Source organism: Vreelandella aquamarina (assembly GCF_020075495.1).
Taxonomy (GTDB): Bacteria; Pseudomonadota; Gammaproteobacteria; order Pseudomonadales; family Halomonadaceae; genus Vreelandella; species Vreelandella aquamarina_A.
Window position 1 is genome coordinate 22,300 of record NZ_JABYQT010000017.1, and the last position, 14,572, is coordinate 36,871.

The window sequence follows — 14,572 nt, forward strand, 5'->3', positions numbered from 1 at the left end:
ATTAAGCGTTAGATGCGCGCCGTAGCAACGCCCGTTCGTACCACGTTTGGTCAGCGTCGCAGAGCTGACCCTGGGCACGCTGAAACTCCAGCAGCAGCCGCTCTAGTGAGTGCTCATGCTGTCCGTACCCAGCGCCTGGCAGAGACGCCCAGATGTTGCGGCATCGGTGGATTGCATCCGCTATGCGGCCCTGCTGGATCAGGGGCAATGCCTTCTGCTCTCGTATCTGCTGAATAGCGCAACGGTCTTGGCTCAGCGGGCCAAAATCGGGCAGGCCCAACTGATCGCGGTAGTGGGGCCAGTAGCGGCTGAGCTGCTGATAGCGGCCAGCCGCTGTTGAGCTCAACCCCTTGCGAATCCATACCAGCTGCTGCGGGTGGTCGTCGTAGTCGTCCATGAGAATGAGCTTGCTGGGGATAGACCCAACAATGATGCGATAGCCGTTATCGGTACGCGGATCATCGAGCATGGCTTTGCCCAGCTCAGCAAACGCCAGCATGTCGAGAAACGCGCACACGTTGACGCCGCCGGCGTGGGCGGGAGTGATAACAGGCATGGGCAGTCACTTGATGTAAAAAGCCCCGCACGACTGGGGCAAGGCGCACCAGGCGGCACGCGACAGGAACAGCGGAAAGCAAAAAGCCCCGCCGGGTGACCGGCAGGGCTTTAAGCGTTTAGAATTTGGCGGGCTTTAGCGCGTAGCTTGCGCAGCCTAGAAACAAGGGTGCATCAAACCCGACACTTTGGCAAGAAAAAAATTTCACGACAAACCTTGCAATGGTAACTGAGTTACCATATAGTAATTACATCAACGCAGCACATACCACCAACTGGAGCAAGTACAATGAGCTACAACGTCCAAGGTCAACTTTTCAACACTCGCACCGAAGCACTCACCCAACTGGTTGCTCTGTGGGTATCAAACAACGGCGAGCAAACCGATATGGAAGAAATCAAAAGCGCCCTCCGTGACAGCGAAACGCCCACTGAAATCATTTCAGAATGGAGCGGAAACCTGGGCGAGTTTCAAGAGCCCACTGATGAAGACGAGCTTGCCAATCATATCCAGACGCATAAAGCTGACATCATCATGGCCTGCTAATGATCGATGCTCGAACGCAACACGACCCGGCCAAGGCGCCGGGTCTAATTGATGCAGCAGTTACCAAGGCAGGAACACTGAAAGAGCTCTCCGAGAGAATTGGCGTTTCGCGCCAGCATTTACGGAAACTGCGCATAGGGGAATCTACCAACATGAGCTACCTGCTACAGGTAGCTCTCGAGTCATTTACCGAAGGCGGCGATTAGGCCGCTTTCACCTCACCTTGCGCCAGCCATTCCCACAACCGCTGGCGCGCTCGCTTACCGGCTACCTGCAGAGCCTCAACACTCTCAAAATGCCGCACGCCCTCATTCAGCCCTAGCGCCCGCAGCAACTCCCCTTGGCGCTCCACCATCTGCCGAGCGGTTACCATCCACTGGCTGGACCCCATCTTCTCCGGACGCACGCGGGCAGCCTGCAGTAACATGGCGGCAGCCTGGCGCCTGGGCAGCTGATCGAGCAGCAGCGCACAGGCGGTGTGCCACTGGCTCTCTGGGTGATACCGCATCGCGGCCAGCATCGCCTGATCACTACGCCCGCCACCACCAGGCAGCTGCCCCGCCAAAGCCGTCACGCTGAACGGCTGGTAACCTGGGTTTTGGTGCCGGCAATCAAGCTGCATTTCCAGCATTGTATCGACAATGCGCGCTACCGCAGCATCACGCGCCCGTTGATCGCTCTGTGCGGCCTCAACGACGCGCCAGGGGTTTGCTACCCGTTTCCAATCGTCAAACTGCATTACTGCCCCCTTAACCTGCGCCATTAGCTCTTTCTCCACTCGGTACCGCTATTCAAATGCTCGATGAAGTTGACGCCACACTCGTCATACTCGTCGCCCGTAGCTGCCCACCCCGCATACTCCTCCAGCACCCGCTTGGCTTCATCAAGCCCCACGGCCAGCACTGCGCAATAACCACGCTGCTCGGCCAGCGCCAGCCAGTCGTGCTGACTCTGCGCCAGCGCGGCGGTGTGCGGGGCAGACGCCTTGAACTCCATGTACAGACCAAACCAGCCGCCGCGGGCATCCATCACCACCAGATCGCTGACGCCCGACTTGACGCCCTGGCGCTTCATCGCCGCGCCGGTGGCTTTCGAGCGCTGGCCACCGTTGGGAACGTGGTAGGTCACGTCGTACAGCTGGCCCACTGCCGTACCGCGCTGGCGCTCGCCCAGCAGCCAGCGAATCAGCACGGCCTGCTCCTGCCCTTCCCAGTCGACCGGGCGCTTGCGTGGCGCTGTGCTGGCGCCAGCAGGGCCCAGTACGCGGCGCGGTTTGCGTGTTGTCGTCATACCCCACCCCGCTGGCGCTGCTTGCGCTCCCATTTGTTGTAATCGGACATAATGCGGTCGAGCATCACGCGGGCATCGTCGTTATGATCGATCTCGGCCCGACTCTGTACGCCGCAAGCGTCGCGCAGCCAGTCCTCAGAATCTTCCCGGCTGTGGGTGCCGTCGGGCATCTGTTCGTAGGGCACCTGGTGCACGCGGCGGCGGCGCTGGTCCAGGTAGAGCCAAAAGCGCTGGTTTTGGCACAGCATAGCGGCGCGGCGCGCCTGGGGGCCGCCCATTGGTTTATCCGTCATGTTTGGCAGCCTCGCATTTATATACTTCGTCTCCGACATAGAATGCCCCCAGAAAGCGGCACTCCCGCGATACGGCCTCGTGCGCCGCAATCCACCCCCAGATAAGCCCAAGGCAAAAGCCGGCCAGCCACCAGAAAGTACTTTTCATGCCCGAGCCCTCCCGCGCTGCACTTTCCGGAGACACGACTTGCACGCCGGCAACGCCAACCCGGTACCTGGCTCGCGAAACTCGCTTGCAGCTTTCCGGTATTGGCACTCCGGGCATTTGGCGGGCAGATGCGCTTGATGCTTCATGCGTCACCCCCGGCGCCCATGCAATAGTCTCTCAGCAGCGGCACGGCCAGCGCCTCGTGCGCGCCGAAGACAGTCAACCGGTACCGATCGCCACCGCCGGCGGCGTACTCCTCTTCGACCAAGGCGTCACACGCCACGCGAATCTGGTGCAGAGAGACCGGCAGCCCATGGCCATGCGCCAGCGTGGTCAGATACTCAGGTGCCGCGGGCCCTGTGCGGCCCAGCAAACGCAGCACGATATTCTGATGATCGACGGGTTTAAGCATGGGCCGTGGCATCGTGGCGCTCCTCCTGCTCGGTTGCGTCGGCGCTGGCGTCATAGTCGTCGATACGAATCAAGTCGCGAGACGCGATCATGCATGGTAAGTCGCTAGTAGTGCCGTCTATGAACGTCACGCTCCACCCATCTCGAATGGTTGTGCACTTTCCCACAGGAGATGGAAAGCTGGTTCCGGCCGCCACCCATTGATTGGCAATGCACTGCCCAGGCATTTGACTGTCGAGCGAGAGGCACAAACACCCCGGCTCAATCGGCTTTTGCATCACCCACCTCCTCGCTGTGCGCCAGCACAATCCCTGCTTTGGTCAGCGCCAACAGTTGCCGCGCCGGCTTGTCGCTCGTAGTGCCGTGCACGGTCACCAGGTCAGCGTCGAGCAGCTCGGTGCAGCGGCCGCAAATGCTCGATAGCGGGCGCTGGAGCCGGGCGGCGAGCTGGTTACGGGTCATCGGCCCGGCGGTGAGCTCCTCGAGGATTCGGCGCTGGTAGGCGTTCGCTTTGCCGCTTTTGCGGATCTCGCGGAACGCCTCGGCGGAGACCTCGCGGCCGGTGGGTTGCATTACAGGGCTGGTCATCATCGTTATCGGCTCCCCAGGGCCGCACGCATCATGCGCAGCCCCTGTTCTGAATTCATGCGCTCAGGCATGCCAGCGGCGGCGGCCTGGCGCTGCGCGGCCTCACGGCTGGCGCGCTCGGCACGTTCGCCGCGGCTCAGTTGACTGTCGTGGCCGACCAGGTGGCGGGCCTGCAGTTGCTCGCCGGCCAGCACGCGGTTGACCAGCGCGCCGTACTCCTTCCGGAAACGGCTTTCTTGGCGGCTGGCGCGGGATTCACCGCCGCCGTGGGTCAACTCCCACCAGCCGACGGCGGCGCCAGCCATGCGTACCGCTTCATGGCTCCAAGGGTGCTGGCCGGGCTGGTGGGCGTTGGCGGTGGCTTCGCGCCACGCCTCGGCCTCGGTCGGCAGCCCCATGTCCTCGGGCCGGGGCTGGCACAACGCGGCGAACTCGGCAGGCATCGGCGGCCATGCGGTATCACCCTGGCGAGCAGCATCCTGCACGCGCTGTCGCACCCGGCGTAGGCCGATGGCCAGTTGTGCCGGCGCCAGCAGTTTCAACTCAGCCCACCAGGCGCCGGTCTGGTCATACGCGCCCCAGTCGCTGGTGAACCGGGCACCAAACAGCTCGCCCATCACGTTGAACACGTTGTCGACGTCACCAGCCGCAACCGTGGGCGCTGTATTCGCCGTCGAGCGTTTGGCCTGGTGGTTGCTCTGGCGCTCGGCCTTCGGCGGCTGCTCGCGCCTCCTGAGCTGTGAGACGGCGTTTGGGAGTACGGTCGCGACGGTTTGCATGGGCGTTGCCTCCGGTGGTGGTCGGGGTAGTCTGCTGCTGGGCGTGCTGGTGCTGGCGCTTGGCGTTTTCGTAGATCCAGCGCACCAGGCGCCGGGTCCAATCGGCGTGAGTGTTCGTGCGTCCCGGATGGGCGGCGTAGTGTTCGCGGAAGTCAATCAGGGCGTCATGCACGTTGGCATCGGCTGACAAGCCACGCTGCATGCAGGCAACGCGGTAGGTTTCCGGCTCGGGTTCCCAGTCGAGGTGCATGGCGGTTTTGCGGGGTGCGGCTTGATCCTCGGCGGCGGGCTCGCCGTCGTCGGTTTGCTGTGCGGCACGCTCGAAAACGTTCGGCTGAGGCTCGCCCGCGTCAGAGAGAGAGGGGGTTACTCTCTGTTGTAGTCTCTGTAAGAAAACGCCGTTTGGGAGATTCTGTGCACTCCCTTCGGGAGATTCTTGATTCTCCGGTTGGGCGTTTTCAGATTCTCCGGTTGGGAGATTCTGGGCAGCGGCGGGGCTTTCAGGCGGTTTTTCGTCGGTTTCATCGGCCAGCGCCAGCGCCAGTTGTTGCGCCAGCGCCTCGGTGTTGACCCGGTACCACGTTTTGGCCGGCACGCCTTTGCGCACTTCCTCAAGCACACCGATCTGGCCCAGCTGTTTGCGGGCGGTGACCTGCTGCTTGGCGCTCATGCCGGTCTCGGCCTCCCAGCTATCGTGGTCGCCCTGTTGCTCTTTCCAGAACCAGCCATCGCGTGCGGCGGCGGTGGGCGTGTTCGTCAGGAAAAGCGCCTGGCTCAGGAAGATGGCTCCCTGCACAGTGACGCCCGGCAGGCGCGTGAACACGGCCTGATAGGCCACCGGACGGCCCAGTAGCGCGGGGAGCATGGCGGCGGTTATGCTCATGACGCCCCTCCAGCGAACATATCTGCTTGCTGGCATACAGCAGCAACGCGGGGAGACAACCATACTGATTCTGTGCGAATCACTGTGCCGCCCCGACCAGATGCAGGAACGTCACTGCGTACATGGGTCCAGTCGGCCAAATGCTCGCGATAGAGATCGCAGTCATACCCGCTAACGATGACAAAGCCGCGCAGCTGCTGGATCGCCTGCAGAAATACTTCGTGGTCGGCGTCGCTCATTTCATGCCGGTAGCAGCCACCATCTGCACCCAGGGCTCGGGTGCCATGAACATAAGGCGGATCCACGTAGTGCATGACCCGGGCACCATCACGATCACGCATTACATCCAGGGCGGGACGGTTCTCGATCACTACGCCGGATAAGCGCTCGCCGAAAGCAGCCAAGTTCTCCGGAAACCGACTCCAGTAGCTGGCTGGATTGACGCCTCGGCCACTTGAACCTGAGAAGCCACGAAATCCAGTCCGGCCTTTAGTCGCGGCCGCACTACCGAACCCCGAGAATGCCCTGAATACAGTGCGGCGCGCTTGCTCTACTGGATCGTCTGAAGGCTGATAGGAAAGCTCGAATTCAGCACGGGCATAGGGCGTCATGCGAAGAAGGCTGGCCAGACGCTCACGTAAAACGTCGTCTTGGAGTACGCGGAAGACGTTGACGATCTCGCCGTCCATGTCGTTGTAGACCTCGTATTGGCTACGAGGCTTGCGCATCAATACGCTGGCGCTGCCGCCGAAAGGCTCGACATAGGTGTCGTACGCCGTCGCGCTGGGGAAGTGCGCCAGCAGCCAGTCAGCCATTTTCCACTTGCCGCCGTGGTAGCGTAGAACGGGAGGTAATTTGCTCATGGCTGCCACCTCAGAGCCGACGCCCAAGCCGCCGAATCACAGCAGCGGATAGCGTGCCATCGCGCTGCATTTCAGCCAGTTGGTCGGAGTAGCTGGTGCCGCCCTCAAGGCGCAGGTCAGAGTCGGGAACACGACCACGGCGCGTCCAATCCGTGACGGTGCTTGGCGAAACTTGAAGCTGATCAGCAACAGCATTTGGCCCGCCGCAATCTTTGATTACGTCGTACAGGGTGATAGGCCGAAGAGGAACGTCGTGATCAGCGATCATCGGCGTAAGCGATGCAGATGGGTGAGTCATGGAAGGCGCCTCAATCACAGTTAATACGTAGAATATACGTATATAACCGTACTAAGGCAAGAATTGCGTATTTTTGAGCAATTACACATGCGCTTATAACCGCTAGACTGCGTTAAATAACGCAATAACGCTTTCGTTAAATAACGCACGGTCAAGGAGTGGCGCCAGAATGGATGACAACAAACTCTCAGAGCCTGATAGAGGGGTGGTCTGGGAGCGTGTTAAAGGCTGCGCTCAAAAACATCACAGTCATCCACTTGAGCGGGGCATCATGAAGCTTATTGCTATCGATGCTCAGACATCGCCTCAGTACGTTTCAGACTGGAAGGCCCAGCGATCACCTATACCGATGGGCAAGCTGGCCAGACTGGCAGACCTTTATGAGGTTAGCGTGGGCTATCTGGCCGGATTCACAGACAATCCGGAACAGACGTTTCCACAGGAGTCTTCTGAAATCAATGTCGTTATGGCTGCCTTGGTCGAGCGAGCAATCGAGAAATCCAGCCAGCCAGTAGACGCTCAGAAGGCCACCAGGCTCTGCTCAATAGCTATAAGCATGCTTGCAAAGGGCGAAAATCAAGCCTACATACTTGGCACGCTTATAAACGAGGCCGAAGGAATTACCGATTAAATAAAATTCATACAAGCAACCCGCTGAAATCAAGCGGGTTTTTTTATGCCTGTCGTTTATTGGCTGGCATTATCCGCTTCATCAATATACTGTATATAAACACACTATACAGGCATTAGAGGCTGGGGCATGCCGACCATAATTAAAAACACACAGCAGAAACATTTAGGCGGAAAGAGAAAGGCTCAGGCGGAGCGGCGTCGCTCACAACCCCCTATCAATCAGGAGTGCCGCCGAGCTATTGCAGCGTTTATAGACCGCGCGAAATACTGACGTCTTGCCCGAAGCCATATGGCAAAGTACGTACAGCCCATTTAAAGTACGCACCATGCTTGACTTAATACGTATATATACGTAGTTTAATAGATATACCGTATTTGAGATCAAGCCAATGCACCTCACTCCGAAACAATGCGAAATCGTTGAGCTACTGGCCCAAGGCCATACAGCCGACCAGTGCGCTGAAACACTTCACCGCTCAGTAGCCACCGTTCAGCGCCACATCCTCCTCGCCAAAGATCGGCTTCATGCCCGCAACACCACTCACCTGGTGGCGCTGGCCATTGTTCAGAAGTTGATCCACCTGATGATCGCGATCTGCATTCTGGCGAGCGCTACCAACCCCGACATGAGCGCCGCCCGCCACCGGCCAACCCCGCGCATCAGCGCCAGCCGCGTAGTCGCGCGCCGTTTTGAGGGCCTGTACGCATGAGCCTCTCAAACCCCAAAACCGTCACCGAAGTGTTCGCCGCTCACGATGTCTCTTCCGGCTCTGTGTGCGTTCTGCTCGAGTGCCTGGAGCTGGCCCTGGCCGTAACGCTGCAGGGCAAATACCGGGTAACGCTTGAGTCGGGTTACTACGGCATCCACTGCACGTCATGGCCGTTTGGTAGCTCGCCACGCGCCGGCGGATTGCGCGCCAGCAGCAGCCTGAACGACTTGGCAGACATTCACCTGGTGAGAGATCACCTCAACGAGCTGCTGGCCGATAGCGCCAAGGAGGGCGACCAATGAGCACCCAGCTTTCAAAGGGCCTATGGGCTGGCGCCCTATTCACTGCCGTACTGGCCATGGGCCAGCTATCGAAGGGCGAGGCGCAGGACCAGCAAGAGTGGCTGACCAGCTACTGCACCGACGCCGCGATCTGGGCCGCCGAAGAAGCCCGCGGCGTGCCGCTCAACCGGCGTACTGGTCAGCCCGACTATCGCGGCATTGCGGCCGAGCAGTGCCCCGGCATGCGCCCTGCAGCGCCAGCGATTGACGATGAACACCGGGTACCAGCGCGACTGGCGATGCCGGATACGGCGCCTATCAACCAGTACGTTCAGTTTTGAGGTGATGACAATGACGACTCAACAGAAAACACCGCGTGAGCGCTTCCAAGAAACTATTGGCCAGCACCAGTTAACGATCATTCATGACGACGGCCTGCATCGCCATCTGCGTTGTGCGGCACCTGGTACCAACGACCGCTATTTCAATATCACTACCTGGCCGGGCTTTCTGTGCATCAGCGGCGATATGGGCTGCTACGTATTCCAGCGCATCGAAGACATGTTCGCCTTTTTCCGTAATGACGAGATGGGCATTAACCCTGGTTACTGGGAAGAAAAGCTGCAGGCAGGCCCAAGCATTGCCCCGGATGAAATTACCAAAGAATGGGTGCCCGAGAAGTTCCGATCGGAAATAACCGAGTGGTTTAACGATGCCACCGAAGATTGGAGTGAGGAAGACAAGGCCGAAGCCTGGGAGGCAGTCGAGGAAGAAGTGCTTATCGAGGAAACGGAAGGCGAGCAGGCCTCAATTAGAGCCGCGCTTGAGTTTCGCTTTAACGATAAAGAGCTGTTTCAGGACTTCTGGGAAGTCGACTGCAAGAAGTGGAAAGGCCACTACATCTGGTGCTGCTACGCCATCGTGTGGGCCATTCAACAGTATGACGCGCAGAAGGCCGCCGCGTGATAGTCCGCAACGCACTTGGTCACGCCATCACGGTGGGAAACCGCCGAAGGCACTGCAGGTGCCGCTCATGCGGTGCCCGCCAAGTGAAAGCGAGGCACCCCGGCGATTACACAAGGCGCATTCGCTGCAAAAGCTGCGGCGCCTTCGACTCACTCCGGATCGATCAATGGGCGGATAAGCGCCGGTGGCGGAACAAGACGTGCTACTGCGACGGCTACCACTTCCCCCACCGGATCGGCAGCGAGTGGTGCTACCACAACCCCAATTATGCCGCCGACGAACAGCGCTTTATGTACGCCGGCATGTGAGGCCTCAGATGTTTGACCAGGAACAGTTCGACCGGATTTTTAAGCAACCAGCGCCAGCGAAGCCCGGCCAGCCCAAGCAAGGAGAACCGCAATGACCAAGAAAGTGCCTGCATGGCCGAGCAAGCTCACGCGTGAGCAAGCCATAAAGCTCCTCGATGCCATTACCGACCAAGACGACCCCTACTGGGAAAACATCGTTGAAGACTTCTACCACGAAGAAACTGACACGCTGCCAAGCGCCATGCACCTCTTCGCAGCTCTTGGCATCACCGAAGAGGAGTACAAGGCGGCAACAGGCGCTCAGAACGTCAACTGGCCGGGAGACGAATAACATGTGGTTCAAACACCTACACCTATACCGTCTGCATGGCATGCAGCTACTCAGCCCCGAGCAAACCGCCATGTTGCTGGAAGAGCATGCCGCCAAGCCGTTGGGCAATGCCGACGCCCGCCGCATGGGCTGGACGGCGCCAGCCGGTCGCTTGGGTGGTGGCCAACTGCTACACACTCTGCAGAACGATGGCCACCGCCTCCTGAGCGCCCTACGCCAGGAGCGCCTATTGCCCGCCCCAGTGGTTGCCGAGGAAGTCGCCGAACGTGTGGCCGACATTGAAGCCCGCGAAGGCCGCAAGGTCACCCGCAAGGAGAAAACCGCGCTCAAGGAGCAGGTCACCGAAGAGCTACTGCCCCGCGCCTTTGTGCGCAGCCAGAAAATTGATCTCTGGTGGGACACTGAGCGCAACCTGATTGGCGTCAACGCATCGAGCCGGGCGCGTGCCGAAGACGTGCTGGACCTGCTGCGCGAAACCCTGGGCAGCCTGAAAGCCACGCCCCTATCGTCTCAGACGCTACCCATTCGCGCCATGACCACCTGGCTGGGCGATCCAGCCAGCCGCCCGGCAGACCTGCAGCTGCTCGATGGAGTTGAGCTGAAAGCCAAGGGTGATGACGGCGTAGTGCGCGCCCGCCAGGTGGACCTCGACAGCGACGAAATGCAGCAGCTGCTGGAAAGCGGCCGCCAGGCCAGCAAGCTCGGCCTCAGCATCGAGGGACAACTGTCATTCGTCATGCACGACGATCTCGCCCTCAAGTCGCTGCGCTTTGGTGATGCGCTGATCGAAGAGGCAGACCACGCCGACGATGGCGACGACGCCTTGGCCCGGTTGGAAACTGACTTTGTACTCATGGCCGGGTGCCTGCGCGACAGCGTGGCGCGGATCCTCGAGTGGCTGGATGGGGAGAATCAACAGGAGCCAGCGGCCCAGGGTGATGGCCATGTTTAAACCCGTATACGTCACCGACCCCGCTAACGGCGAGCGGGTATCAATGAGCGAGCTGGCTAGCCGCTACAACATCAGCCTGTCGGCGCTATCGCGCCGGCACGCCCAGGGCAAACGCGGGGCCGAGCTGGTCGGCGAGCTCTACGGCCGCGACCGGCTTGAAGAGCAAAAAGCCATCGCCCGTGCCGCCGCCGAACGCCGTCAGGCGCTTATCAACGCAAGTAGCCGGGCACTTACCCGGCCTTTCAAACACATTGCCAGTGCCAGTCAGGTGCTCGGAGGTAATCACCATGTCTAAAGCCATCATCAAAGCGTTTGAAGAACGTCAGCGACAGATCAATGAGGAAGGGTTCGATGCTGTTCGTGATGCTCAATATGATGACGGAGAACTGGCTTTGGCCGCCGCTGGTTACGCCTCTCATGTGAGCTTTCAGCAGCGCTACCCTAGTCATCAAGACGCGGTTAGCCCGGGCGTATGGCCCTGGTCACCAGAGTGGTGGAAGCCCAGCGCCGACGCCAAGCGCAACATCATCAAAGCGATGGCTCTACTTGCGGCTGAATACGACCGCATCGAGCGGGCGGAAACGGCAGCCTCCGGAGCGCAACAAAACACTAAAACGGTCTGGTCGAACAACGATGAAGAGTTCAACTACGACGACCTGTATGAATTGATCTCTGATAGCGAGCGCCAAGCTGGCGATACCGTCTATGCGGGTGAAGCAGTCATGCTGCCACCTAGTGCTTTCGCTGTACGTACTGCGCTTAGCGTTATCGATGGACTACAGGACGAGGCCCACAACTTCGCAGATGAGGCTAGTGAAGGGTTCGCCGATTGCAGCCAGCCCCAGATCGACTTGTTGCAAGGGCTGATCGACGCCTGGGCCGACACGACGCTTACTGTCGATTTTTACGGCGTCACCAGTATTCAGCAGCACACCGTCACCGCCGAAGACGTGGAGGCCAGCCAGTGAACGATCAACGCCCTGGTACAGAGCCGTTCATGCACTCTCCCAAGGCCTGCGTCAGCTGCCAGCAATACCAGCACCTTGGCTTTGATGAAGATAAGCATTGCCCGTTTACACAGCAGTCATCGCTACAGCAAAAGCCAAGCCGAACCCCTTACGGCCGATGCGATCGCCATGGTGTGCAGGTGTTTGCCACCCAGATTTGCAACGCTCACGCGCCAGATCCACATATTAAATGCTTTGCCGTAGTGAACCGTCCGGAACCAAGAGTAGCGATTCAGGAGGGCATGGTGCTATGAGCTCAATGAAGCTTGGCATTCAGTCGCGGCACTTAGCCAATCTAGGCGAGGTGTTTCAACCAAAGGAACAGCCACCGCTAATCAGCTGCCAGCGCTACTTGAACGAAGCCGTGGTGAAACGCAAAGCCGATACGTTCCACGTATTCGTGGTGCGGATCCATGAGTGCACGCTACGCGGCAAGCAGTACCGGGTCATTGTCGACGGGCACCACAACTACGCTGCGGCGAAGCGGCTTGGAGTGGAGCCAACCTTTAGCGGGCCGGGCAATAAGTTCCTGCGCATTCTCGGCAAGATGACGCCGCGTCAGCAAGAGGCATTCATGATCAATAACGTGACGGACTGTGACCATTACTACGTCGAAACCGGTGAGATAGTTGCCGAGCTAGAAGCTCCCATGGTGGTTAAATGACCCAGCCCACCCACACCCACCGCACGCTCGGCGGCGGGTACGTCGAGATCCAGCAGTACCAGGGCACTGGCCCGCTCGCCGGCCAATGGCTGGTTGCCTACACGGACCTGATTAAGGGCATTGATAGCGTCACGACTCAGACAGACTGGACGACTCATTGGCGCGAGCTGCGCCCCGACGACTGCGCGGTGTGCTACGGCACCGGGCGGGACCACATCAAGGGGAATCCGGATAAACCGTGCGGGGGCTGCTATGGCCTGGGCAGGGTTCGCAAAGACGGCGAAACGCCGCTCGACCTATGGGCGCTTTCAGACGTTGCGCAACGCATCATCATTGAGCTAGAGGGCGATCTGCAGGAGTTTCAAGAGGCGATGGCCGTGCCTGGCGTACGTGAACTGGTAGAGCGTGAGCGCCAGCAGCGCATTGAAGACAGCATCGCTCAAAAAGAACAGGAATGGGCGGCGGGGCTAGGCTTCGGCCCGGGTGGCCAGAGGTATACAGGAGACTGAACATGGCACAACTATTACCCATGAAGCAGGTCGCGGAGAAGGTCGGTTACTGCGAAAGCAAGTTATACGCGATGATTCGCGAAGGCCATTTCCCACCTGGCAAGAAGATGGCCACCGGAGGCGTCCGGTGGCTTGATTCGGAAGTGGATGACTGGATTATGCGAGCATACGCTCAGGCACCGGAGGCGCGTCTGCGTCTTGCATAAGCGCGTCGATGAAGTCGCTATACCACTGCAGCATTTCGCGGCGCTCTTTCATGTAGTCGGCATGGTTGTAAGCTGCGCGCACTTGGTCGCCGGGCATGTGCGCCAGCTGCTTCTCAATCAGATCGCCGCGCCACCCATGACCGTTCAGCAGCGTTGACGCCGTTGACCTGAAGCCGTGACCACTGAATTTACCACCCCAGCCCATGCGATTCAGGGCCACATTGATCGTGGTTTTGTTCATCGGTTTTGCTGGATTTCTGTACGATGGGAACATGTATTCGCCATGCCCGGTGTAGCCATGCAGCTCCTGCAGCAGGGCCATGGCCTGCGTAGATAACGGCACTGAATGGGGGCGGCGCATCTTCATGCGTTCACCAGGTATACGCCACTCCCGCCGCATGAAATCTATCTCCTCCCACCGCCCCTGCCGAAGCTCGCCGGTACGCAGCATTGTCCTCATTAACAAGTGCATAGCGATAACATTCAAGCGCCAGCCCGCTTTGTCATCTATCTGCTTTGCCAGAGTAGCCAGCTCTGAAGCCGTCAACGCCGTGCTGTGCTTCACCGGCGGCCGTTGAACGGCACCGCGCAGTGGTGCCGAGGGATCGTGATCAGCACGCAATGTTGATGCTGCGTACCTGTAGATTTGGCCTACCCACTGCCTGACGAGCATGGCAACAGAAGGCGCGCCGCGCTCTTCAATCTTCTGCACCAGTGCCAGCACATCGGCTGGCGTGACCTTTGTGATGTGTTTATGGCCAAACGCGGGCCGCATTTCTCGCTCGATACCCACCCTGACCTGCTTTGTATAATGCTCAGTCCAGCGGGGCGAGTACTTCTCCAGCCATTCCAGCGCCAGCGCGTCGAATGAATCGGCCTGTGATCGCTTGGCCTTTTCGCGCTCCTCTTTCTGCAGGAGCTTGGGATCAGCACCAGTGGCCGCAATACTTTTTACCCGGTCGCGTATGCTTCGCGCTTCCTTGAGGCTGACGTGTGGATATTGACCAGCGGCGTATAGATTCTCCTTGTTGTCCAGAAAATAACGGATACGCCAGAACTTTTTACCGGTTGGCCGTACGTCCAGATAAAGCCCATCGGTATCGGGCATCCGATAGGGTTTATCTGCCGGCATGGCCTTGCGCGCTTTAGTGTCAGAGATCGGCACCTGGGTAACGCTCTATGAAAATGTGTGTTCAGATAGTGTTACCCAGGATATTACCCAGGTCGAGTGATAATTCACATGGAGTGATATGGCGGGATATGCAGATTGGGCGGGGAAAATAGCGGGTGAAACGGGGAGACATGGAGTTATATACAGTGCTATACAACGCTATAATTATTATCCAGCAT

25 protein-coding genes are annotated in these 14,572 nt (G+C 59.2%); 14 read left to right on the forward strand and 11 right to left on the reverse strand.

Annotated elements, in window-relative coordinates; all coding sequences use genetic code 11:
* Position 1: 1 nt before the first annotated feature.
* Complete coding sequence (locus HW452_RS16735; RefSeq protein ID WP_224107236.1) at positions 2-556, reverse strand: glycoside hydrolase family 24 protein; 555 nt, start codon at positions 554-556, stop codon at positions 2-4.
* Positions 557-844: 288 nt separating this feature from the next.
* Here HW452_RS16735 and HW452_RS16740 point away from each other — a divergent pair, with 288 nt between their 5' ends.
* The gene (locus tag HW452_RS16740) at positions 845-1,102 is read left to right on the forward strand and encodes a hypothetical protein (protein ID WP_224107237.1); all 258 of its coding nucleotides are present in this window, start codon (positions 845-847) and stop codon (positions 1,100-1,102) included.
* A 202-nt stretch (positions 1,103-1,304) separates the two neighbouring features.
* Here HW452_RS16740 and HW452_RS16745 read toward each other — a convergent pair whose 3' ends face one another.
* The 9 genes from HW452_RS16745 to HW452_RS16785 all read right to left on the reverse strand — a co-directional run bounded on the left by HW452_RS16745 (position 1,305) and on the right by HW452_RS16785 (position 6,655).
* On the reverse strand, positions 1,305-1,841 hold the full coding sequence (locus HW452_RS16745; RefSeq protein ID WP_224107238.1) for a hypothetical protein: 537 nt from the start codon (positions 1,839-1,841) through the stop codon (positions 1,305-1,307).
* 23 nt (positions 1,842-1,864) lie between these two features.
* A complete protein-coding gene (locus tag HW452_RS16750) occupies positions 1,865-2,392 on the reverse strand; it encodes a VRR-NUC domain-containing protein (protein ID WP_224107239.1) in 528 nt (175 codons plus the stop codon).
* Positions 2,389-2,685, reverse strand: coding sequence for a hypothetical protein (locus tag HW452_RS16755; RefSeq protein WP_224107240.1), 297 nt, complete (start codon positions 2,683-2,685; stop codon positions 2,389-2,391). The genes HW452_RS16750 and HW452_RS16755 overlap by 4 nt, the downstream gene beginning before the upstream one ends.
* A 290-nt stretch (positions 2,686-2,975) precedes the next feature.
* On the reverse strand, positions 2,976-3,257 hold the full coding sequence (locus tag HW452_RS16760; RefSeq protein ID WP_224107241.1) for a hypothetical protein: 282 nt from the start codon (positions 3,255-3,257) through the stop codon (positions 2,976-2,978).
* 248 nt (positions 3,258-3,505) lie between these two features.
* Complete coding sequence (locus tag HW452_RS16765) at positions 3,506-3,835, reverse strand: hypothetical protein (RefSeq protein ID WP_224107242.1); 330 nt, start codon at positions 3,833-3,835, stop codon at positions 3,506-3,508.
* A gap of 2 nt (positions 3,836-3,837) precedes the next feature.
* Positions 3,838-4,449 carry a replication protein P gene (locus tag HW452_RS16770; RefSeq protein ID WP_224107259.1) on the reverse strand — a complete coding sequence of 204 codons (612 nt, stop codon included), beginning with the start codon at positions 4,447-4,449 and terminating at the stop codon, positions 3,838-3,840.
* A 22-nt stretch (positions 4,450-4,471) separates the two neighbouring features.
* Entirely contained in the window at positions 4,472-5,494 is a 1,023-nt protein-coding gene (locus tag HW452_RS16775; protein ID WP_224107243.1) for a DnaT-like ssDNA-binding domain-containing protein, read from the reverse strand.
* Entirely contained in the window at positions 5,491-6,357 is an 867-nt protein-coding gene (locus HW452_RS16780) for a DNA adenine methylase (RefSeq protein WP_224107244.1), read from the reverse strand. Before HW452_RS16780 ends, HW452_RS16775 begins: the two co-directional genes overlap by 4 nt.
* Positions 6,358-6,367: 10 nt before the next feature.
* On the reverse strand, positions 6,368-6,655 hold the full coding sequence (locus HW452_RS16785; RefSeq protein ID WP_224107245.1) for a carph-isopro domain-containing protein: 288 nt from the start codon (positions 6,653-6,655) through the stop codon (positions 6,368-6,370).
* Positions 6,656-6,824: 169 nt separating this feature from the next.
* Between HW452_RS16785 and HW452_RS16790 the strand changes: the two genes are divergently transcribed.
* The 13 genes from HW452_RS16790 (at position 6,825) to HW452_RS17770 (ending at position 13,222) form a co-directional block, all read left to right on the forward strand.
* A complete protein-coding gene (locus tag HW452_RS16790; protein ID WP_224107246.1) occupies positions 6,825-7,286 on the forward strand; it encodes a hypothetical protein in 462 nt (153 codons plus the stop codon).
* 391 nt (positions 7,287-7,677) lie between these two features.
* On the forward strand, positions 7,678-7,998 hold the full coding sequence (locus tag HW452_RS16795) for a helix-turn-helix domain-containing protein (protein ID WP_224107247.1): 321 nt from the start codon (positions 7,678-7,680) through the stop codon (positions 7,996-7,998).
* Positions 7,995-8,300, forward strand: coding sequence for a hypothetical protein (locus HW452_RS16800; protein WP_224107248.1), 306 nt, complete (start codon positions 7,995-7,997; stop codon positions 8,298-8,300). Before HW452_RS16795 ends, HW452_RS16800 begins: the two co-directional genes overlap by 4 nt.
* The gene (locus tag HW452_RS16805; RefSeq protein WP_224107249.1) at positions 8,297-8,620 is read left to right on the forward strand and encodes a hypothetical protein; all 324 of its coding nucleotides are present in this window, start codon (positions 8,297-8,299) and stop codon (positions 8,618-8,620) included. Before HW452_RS16800 ends, HW452_RS16805 begins: the two co-directional genes overlap by 4 nt.
* A 10-nt stretch (positions 8,621-8,630) precedes the next feature.
* Positions 8,631-9,245 (forward strand): hypothetical protein, encoded by a 615-nt coding sequence (locus HW452_RS16810; protein ID WP_224107250.1) that lies wholly within the window; start codon positions 8,631-8,633, stop codon positions 9,243-9,245.
* Positions 9,246-9,328: 83 nt separating this feature from the next.
* Positions 9,329-9,553, forward strand: coding sequence for a hypothetical protein (locus HW452_RS16815; RefSeq protein ID WP_224107251.1), 225 nt, complete (start codon positions 9,329-9,331; stop codon positions 9,551-9,553).
* 91 nt (positions 9,554-9,644) lie between these two features.
* Positions 9,645-9,884, forward strand: a complete 240-nt coding sequence (locus HW452_RS16820; protein WP_224107252.1) for a tryptophan 7-halogenase — start codon at positions 9,645-9,647, stop codon at positions 9,882-9,884.
* Position 9,885: 1 nt separating this feature from the next.
* Positions 9,886-10,836 (forward strand): recombination-associated protein RdgC, encoded by a 951-nt coding sequence (locus HW452_RS16825; protein WP_224107253.1) that lies wholly within the window; start codon positions 9,886-9,888, stop codon positions 10,834-10,836.
* Entirely contained in the window at positions 10,829-11,131 is a 303-nt protein-coding gene (locus HW452_RS16830; RefSeq protein WP_224107254.1) for a helix-turn-helix domain-containing protein, read from the forward strand. Before HW452_RS16825 ends, HW452_RS16830 begins: the two co-directional genes overlap by 8 nt.
* Positions 11,124-11,804: a hypothetical protein gene (locus tag HW452_RS16835; protein ID WP_224107255.1), complete on the forward strand. Its 681-nt coding sequence runs from the start codon at positions 11,124-11,126 to the stop codon at positions 11,802-11,804. The genes HW452_RS16830 and HW452_RS16835 overlap by 8 nt, the downstream gene beginning before the upstream one ends.
* A gap of 289 nt (positions 11,805-12,093) precedes the next feature.
* On the forward strand, positions 12,094-12,507 hold the full coding sequence (locus HW452_RS16840; RefSeq protein WP_224107256.1) for a chromosome partitioning protein ParB: 414 nt from the start codon (positions 12,094-12,096) through the stop codon (positions 12,505-12,507).
* Positions 12,504-13,016 (forward strand): hypothetical protein, encoded by a 513-nt coding sequence (locus HW452_RS16845; protein ID WP_224107257.1) that lies wholly within the window; start codon positions 12,504-12,506, stop codon positions 13,014-13,016. The genes HW452_RS16840 and HW452_RS16845 overlap by 4 nt, the downstream gene beginning before the upstream one ends.
* 20 nt (positions 13,017-13,036) lie before the next feature.
* Positions 13,037-13,222: an AlpA family phage regulatory protein gene (locus HW452_RS17770; RefSeq protein WP_224107260.1), complete on the forward strand. Its 186-nt coding sequence runs from the start codon at positions 13,037-13,039 to the stop codon at positions 13,220-13,222.
* On the opposite strand, the gene HW452_RS17675 is transcribed toward HW452_RS17770, so the two are convergent.
* The gene (locus tag HW452_RS17675; RefSeq protein WP_224107258.1) at positions 13,173-14,387 is read right to left on the reverse strand and encodes a tyrosine-type recombinase/integrase; all 1,215 of its coding nucleotides are present in this window, start codon (positions 14,385-14,387) and stop codon (positions 13,173-13,175) included. The genes HW452_RS17770 and HW452_RS17675 overlap by 50 nt on opposite strands.
* Positions 14,388-14,572 lie beyond the last annotated feature (185 nt).

Coding starts and splice junctions, on each gene's coding strand:
- HW452_RS16735 (WP_224107236.1), bottom strand. CDS start 556: ATGCCTGTTATCACTCCCGCCCACGCCGGCGGCGTCAACGTGTGCGCG.
- HW452_RS16740 (WP_224107237.1), top strand. CDS start 845: ATGAGCTACAACGTCCAAGGTCAACTTTTCAACACTCGCACCGAAGCA.
- HW452_RS16745 (WP_224107238.1), bottom strand. CDS start 1,841: ATGCAGTTTGACGATTGGAAACGGGTAGCAAACCCCTGGCGCGTCGTT.
- HW452_RS16750 (WP_224107239.1), bottom strand. CDS start 2,392: ATGACGACAACACGCAAACCGCGCCGCGTACTGGGCCCTGCTGGCGCC.
- HW452_RS16755 (WP_224107240.1), bottom strand. CDS start 2,685: ATGACGGATAAACCAATGGGCGGCCCCCAGGCGCGCCGCGCCGCTATG.
- HW452_RS16760 (WP_224107241.1), bottom strand. CDS start 3,257: ATGCCACGGCCCATGCTTAAACCCGTCGATCATCAGAATATCGTGCTG.
- HW452_RS16765 (WP_224107242.1), bottom strand. CDS start 3,835: ATGATGACCAGCCCTGTAATGCAACCCACCGGCCGCGAGGTCTCCGCC.
- HW452_RS16770 (WP_224107259.1), bottom strand. CDS start 4,449: ATGGGCGAGCTGTTTGGTGCCCGGTTCACCAGCGACTGGGGCGCGTAT.
- HW452_RS16775 (WP_224107243.1), bottom strand. CDS start 5,494: ATGAGCATAACCGCCGCCATGCTCCCCGCGCTACTGGGCCGTCCGGTG.
- HW452_RS16780 (WP_224107244.1), bottom strand. CDS start 6,357: ATGAGCAAATTACCTCCCGTTCTACGCTACCACGGCGGCAAGTGGAAA.
- HW452_RS16785 (WP_224107245.1), bottom strand. CDS start 6,655: ATGACTCACCCATCTGCATCGCTTACGCCGATGATCGCTGATCACGAC.
- HW452_RS16790 (WP_224107246.1), top strand. CDS start 6,825: ATGGATGACAACAAACTCTCAGAGCCTGATAGAGGGGTGGTCTGGGAG.
- HW452_RS16795 (WP_224107247.1), top strand. CDS start 7,678: ATGCACCTCACTCCGAAACAATGCGAAATCGTTGAGCTACTGGCCCAA.
- HW452_RS16800 (WP_224107248.1), top strand. CDS start 7,995: ATGAGCCTCTCAAACCCCAAAACCGTCACCGAAGTGTTCGCCGCTCAC.
- HW452_RS16805 (WP_224107249.1), top strand. CDS start 8,297: ATGAGCACCCAGCTTTCAAAGGGCCTATGGGCTGGCGCCCTATTCACT.
- HW452_RS16810 (WP_224107250.1), top strand. CDS start 8,631: ATGACGACTCAACAGAAAACACCGCGTGAGCGCTTCCAAGAAACTATT.
- HW452_RS16820 (WP_224107252.1), top strand. CDS start 9,645: ATGACCAAGAAAGTGCCTGCATGGCCGAGCAAGCTCACGCGTGAGCAA.
- HW452_RS16825 (WP_224107253.1), top strand. CDS start 9,886: ATGTGGTTCAAACACCTACACCTATACCGTCTGCATGGCATGCAGCTA.
- HW452_RS16830 (WP_224107254.1), top strand. CDS start 10,829: ATGTTTAAACCCGTATACGTCACCGACCCCGCTAACGGCGAGCGGGTA.
- HW452_RS16835 (WP_224107255.1), top strand. CDS start 11,124: ATGTCTAAAGCCATCATCAAAGCGTTTGAAGAACGTCAGCGACAGATC.
- HW452_RS16840 (WP_224107256.1), top strand. CDS start 12,094: ATGAGCTCAATGAAGCTTGGCATTCAGTCGCGGCACTTAGCCAATCTA.
- HW452_RS16845 (WP_224107257.1), top strand. CDS start 12,504: ATGACCCAGCCCACCCACACCCACCGCACGCTCGGCGGCGGGTACGTC.
- HW452_RS17770 (WP_224107260.1), top strand. CDS start 13,037: ATGAAGCAGGTCGCGGAGAAGGTCGGTTACTGCGAAAGCAAGTTATAC.